The sequence below is a fragment of the Shewanella surugensis genome (assembly GCF_023284005.1).
Taxonomy (GTDB): Bacteria; Pseudomonadota; Gammaproteobacteria; order Enterobacterales; family Shewanellaceae; genus Shewanella; species Shewanella surugensis.
The window spans coordinates 1-4,033 of the sequence record NZ_JAKIKS010000223.1 but is presented as its reverse complement, the minus strand read 5'-3'; the positions used below and the strand labels follow the sequence as shown (position 1 = coordinate 4,033).

The 4,033-nt window shown below is 38.7% G+C and carries 3 protein-coding genes and 2 pseudogenes; 2 read left to right on the top strand and 3 right to left on the bottom strand.

The genetic code is table 11. From position 1 onward, the window contains the following. Positions 1 to 105: pseudogene (locus L2764_RS26040) on the bottom strand (IS200/IS605 family transposase); the annotation flags it as partial. A gap of 93 nt (positions 106 to 198) precedes the next feature. Continuing rightward, positions 199 to 387, bottom strand: coding sequence for a hypothetical protein (locus L2764_RS26035; protein ID WP_248943256.1), 189 nt, complete (start codon positions 385 to 387; stop codon positions 199 to 201). Positions 388 to 763: 376 nt separating this feature from the next. Here L2764_RS26035 and L2764_RS26030 point away from each other — a divergent pair, with 376 nt between their 5' ends. Further along, positions 764 to 1,780 carry a PI-PLC domain-containing protein gene (locus tag L2764_RS26030; RefSeq protein ID WP_248943255.1) on the top strand — a complete coding sequence of 339 codons (1,017 nt, stop codon included), beginning with the start codon at positions 764 to 766 and terminating at the stop codon, positions 1,778 to 1,780. A 686-nt stretch (positions 1,781 to 2,466) separates the two neighbouring features. Here L2764_RS26030 and L2764_RS26025 read toward each other — a convergent pair. Continuing rightward, positions 2,467 to 3,455 (bottom strand): annotated as a pseudogene (locus L2764_RS26025) (transposase). Between the two features lie 189 nt (positions 3,456 to 3,644). Between L2764_RS26025 and L2764_RS26020 the strand changes: the two are divergent. Beyond that, positions 3,645 to 3,953, top strand: a complete 309-nt coding sequence (locus L2764_RS26020; RefSeq protein WP_248943254.1) for a hypothetical protein — start codon at positions 3,645 to 3,647, stop codon at positions 3,951 to 3,953. The last annotated feature ends 80 nt before the right edge of the window (positions 3,954 to 4,033 follow it).

The following is a 4,033-nucleotide window of genomic DNA, read 5'->3' as shown; positions in this document are numbered from 1 at the left end:
CTTTCGAATAACACCAAATATTAACTTACGCCTCTTTTTTGGAATAAATACAATATGGTACTTACAATCCCAACGTGTATGGGACAAACTCTTAGGGTCTCGCATAGGTTGATCTCCTGTCTTTTGGTCGAGACTTGAGCCTACCTATACCGCGGTATAGGTGAAACCTATGCGAGTCACCCCGGCAGAGCCGGAGGTTTACCGTTTGTTAATTAGACTACCAGCACAAATAGTGACAGAACGAAGCTGTAAATAATCTGATGGCACTGTATCTATAAACGGAGTACCTCCATATCCTCCAGAAGTACCTGCTTCAAATTCTGCAGAGAAACAGAAAAATGGAATTGTTGTTGCTAATATTAATGATGATAAAGTTAAAACTTTCATTTTAGTCCTTTTAGAAAAATAACAGCAATAAATTAAATTATTTATTGACAAATCATATTACAAACAAAAAATAAAGAAACAAAGCAATACATTTCAATTAGTTATTTTGTACTGGTAGAACTAGTTAACACCGTTTTTGTTCTTTTCTCTACTTTCTAAAAACTCACCACAAATACCAATATATTATCAACACCTAAGTTACTAACTTGCTACATTTCACAAAAATCAATAAACTGCGTAACCTTGATCTTAGACGACTGCTTTCTACACAGAGTTAGACAAGAATAATGTCGATATGGAGAGCTGTTATCTCGCCATACATATATACCAGCATTTTTCATGCTCGAGCTTAAGTCTATTTATGGGGATGTATAAAATGAATAAATTTATAACAGGTTTGCTTGTATCTGCTAGTACACTGAGTCACTCATTTTTTACCACGAGTGCTGTTGCATCAGAAGCTGCATGGGTATTTGCCCATCGTGTTAACAGTATTTCAGCCCTGAATGCGGCGAATAATGATTTGGGAATTAATGCCATTGAAATTGATATTACTCACCGTGATGATGTGCCTGCGGAAAAGACTTGTGCTGAAACTTGGTGTGCGTACCACGATGGCGATGACGTTGCGGTAAATTTATCTGAAATTTTAAACGCAGCTGAGCTTAGTATGCAAATTGCAGCGGTTTGGTTTGATATTAAATCAACGACTAAAACAGATGCAGATTATGCCGATATTAGACAGACAGTAAAAACCTCTGTCGGTGAAGGCGATGGCAGCATGCGTAAGTTTTGGGGTGTTTATCCTGCAACAGAGTTAAATACGCCATACGTTACCGCTATCCATCAAAACCTAGAGCAATTAGGTGGTCACGATGAAAACCTACTGATCATCGATGTTGACGATAATTCTGATACCGATGCAGCAAATGCTAAATGTTCTGAATGGGGTATTCAGTGTGGTTTGTCTGTAGGCGGTCCCTTGATAGGTACTTTTGGCTTAATCGCCGATAATAAAGCTTTTAACTCCATCAGCGGCGATATCCAGCATATGGAGAATATCAATTCAATCTTTATGTGGACCTTTAACTGGGTAGGTTTATATGAAGATGACATGATGCGTCTATTGTTTGGTGATCGCAGCTATTGGGAGCACCTAGCGGCTCCTCAATGGCAATGTGGCCAAGAAGGCAATGGTGTAATTGTGGGTGCGATGAACGGCCTGTATTACGATGATTTCTGTGAAAATAACAGTAATGACGATGCCTGTGCTGTGGCAAATCAGTCAATTAATAACGGTCCGAATACACAAGGCGATCGTTATACTAATGTGAGTCAGTCGCGTAATAGCTATCAATCAACCTCCGTTTATGAGTGTGATGAGTACTACTAATTTGTCATCTGATATTTATAGTCTGAAGATACATATTGCTTAATAGAAAGGAGGAAAAGGAAGCAATAACCTGCTTCCTTTTCCTTTCGCTGATGATTTATCTAGCACTTGTTTTGCCTTCAAATCATGCAAGTGGACTAGAGGGCTTGGACGTGAAGGCAAGCTGCATCACAATGATCGCATTGAGAAATAACCTTGGTAAGGTTTCTTTGGCTACCTAAAAGTCAAAACAGGCTTGAAACAAGGGGAGCGTTCATATATGTCTTGATTATTTTAGACCTTACTTTGGTCATTCTCTCTAGTGCTTTTGGGCAAGCCTTTCCATTGTATATTGATATCTTTATCAATGACTCCAAACAAATTAATTAAGACATCCATAATTAATTTTCGACACAACAATCCAAAACTGACACCTCAAAAATCTACTCTTTGAGCATCCTCACTCATATAAGAATCCTTTTAACATCAAAACTATCGACAATGGTAGCCAGTCATTATTAATCAGTAACATACCGAGATTCCCATCAGAAATCAACGCTTAGCATCTATCAAATCATGGCTTAAACTGTTTTTAATATAATGCCTGCTGCTGAGCTTGAAAAATGAGTGATATTAGCGGAATGAGTGAAATTTGAAGTGTAAAGTACCGACTCAGAGCTTTCTGGTCTTGAAATACAAGCTGGGCTCTAGCCTAGCTGCATATACTGGCAACATTTGGAAAAATGCCGTCGTCGTTTATCTAAGTGCTCACAATAGCGACTGAGTTCTTGCAACGTACCTACAGGGCCATGAAACAATGTTCCGAATTCTGTGATTATTTTTAGCCAATTTTCAGCGGGTATATTGAGTCTATTCAATATCTGCTCTGCATTCGAAGATATCGCCCCCCGCTTGTCATCTCGCTTATTATTACGAATTAGGCGGCCTGTTTCATCTACGAGTTCAAGGTAGCTTTTTAATTCAAAAGTAATACCTTTGGGTTGATGTTTTTTCTCATTACCAATAAAAGGCAACAACTGCTTAGGCTGCTTACCAGTTAGCGCAGCTTCAATACGTAGTTTAAGGCTAGTATGCTCGGAATTCTCTGGTGTACTTGCCATATTGGCACGAATTGGGTTGAGTTCTACATAGGCCATACAAGCTAACACTGCTGCTTCATCAAGTAAGGCTTGGCTTTTAAAGCGGCCTTCCCAGAAGTGACCTGTACAATTATCTTCTATATTCGCTTGTCGTGCTATCGGTTCATTCAAACACCTCATAAACCAGCTTATGTCACTTAGCCGTGAACGATACGTCGCAATTTGATGTTTTAATTGAGTGACTTGATGTGCTTCAATCACTTCACCTTCAGCAAACTGTTGCGTTATCTGTGTACCATTAAATAATCGATGCCACTGTTCAATCACTTCCCTATCTGACCAAGCATTCGCTTTATTAACATCAATATAAAGCACCACATGTAAATGATTACTCATCACCGCATAAGCCGCGACATCAATAGCAAAAACCTCGGTTAACTTAAGGAGTTGAGATTCAACCCAACCTCGACGATGATCATAATTTTTCCCCGTGTATTTATCATCCCCGCACAAATAAGCACGCCGCACTACACGGCTACGCAATGGTAATAGGGAGTGTCTTCAATACTAATCAGGGTTCTTCTTGGACGTGGCATAGCAACCTCCGACATCTACTAGTCCATAAAGCTTAGTCAGAGGGTTTAAAATATGCCATTAATGATGGGTGTCTATAAATTCATAGTTACAATATAAAACAATCAATTTTAATCAAAGGTATGAAAATGGCAATTTATTATTTAAGTGGTAGTTGAAAGATCGCAACAAACTTTCCATCAGGTGTTGATGTGTACTGTATAGCCAATTTATATGGTACTTATAATTCAGGTACTTCTGATGGAATTTATTACCAAAGTGGTGGGGAGTGGTGTAAAGTCACTAATTTCCATGAAGATAGAGTGAATTGCTTTACTGATGTAGATGGTGTTATTTATGCTGGCACTTCAGAGTCTTTATATTATCAAGGTACTGGCTCGTGGGAAAAGGCCAATATTACAGCGCAACATTTAATTGCTAATAATGAAGTTTACTGTATCACTGGATTTGATGGTATGTACTTTGCTGGGGAGTTATTGTCAAATGTGGTGTATCAATGAATCGTGATGTTCTGTTTGATCTTGAGTGATCCGCTCACCATCTTTAAATTGAATACCTGATATGACATCAGCAAGCAGCT

Bases quoted from the DNA above. Each gene is read 5' to 3' on its own strand.
- L2764_RS26035 (WP_248943256.1), bottom strand. From the start codon at position 387: ATGAAAGTTTTAACTTTATCATCATTAATATTAGCAACAACAATTCCA.
- L2764_RS26030 (WP_248943255.1), top strand. From the start codon at position 764: ATGAATAAATTTATAACAGGTTTGCTTGTATCTGCTAGTACACTGAGT.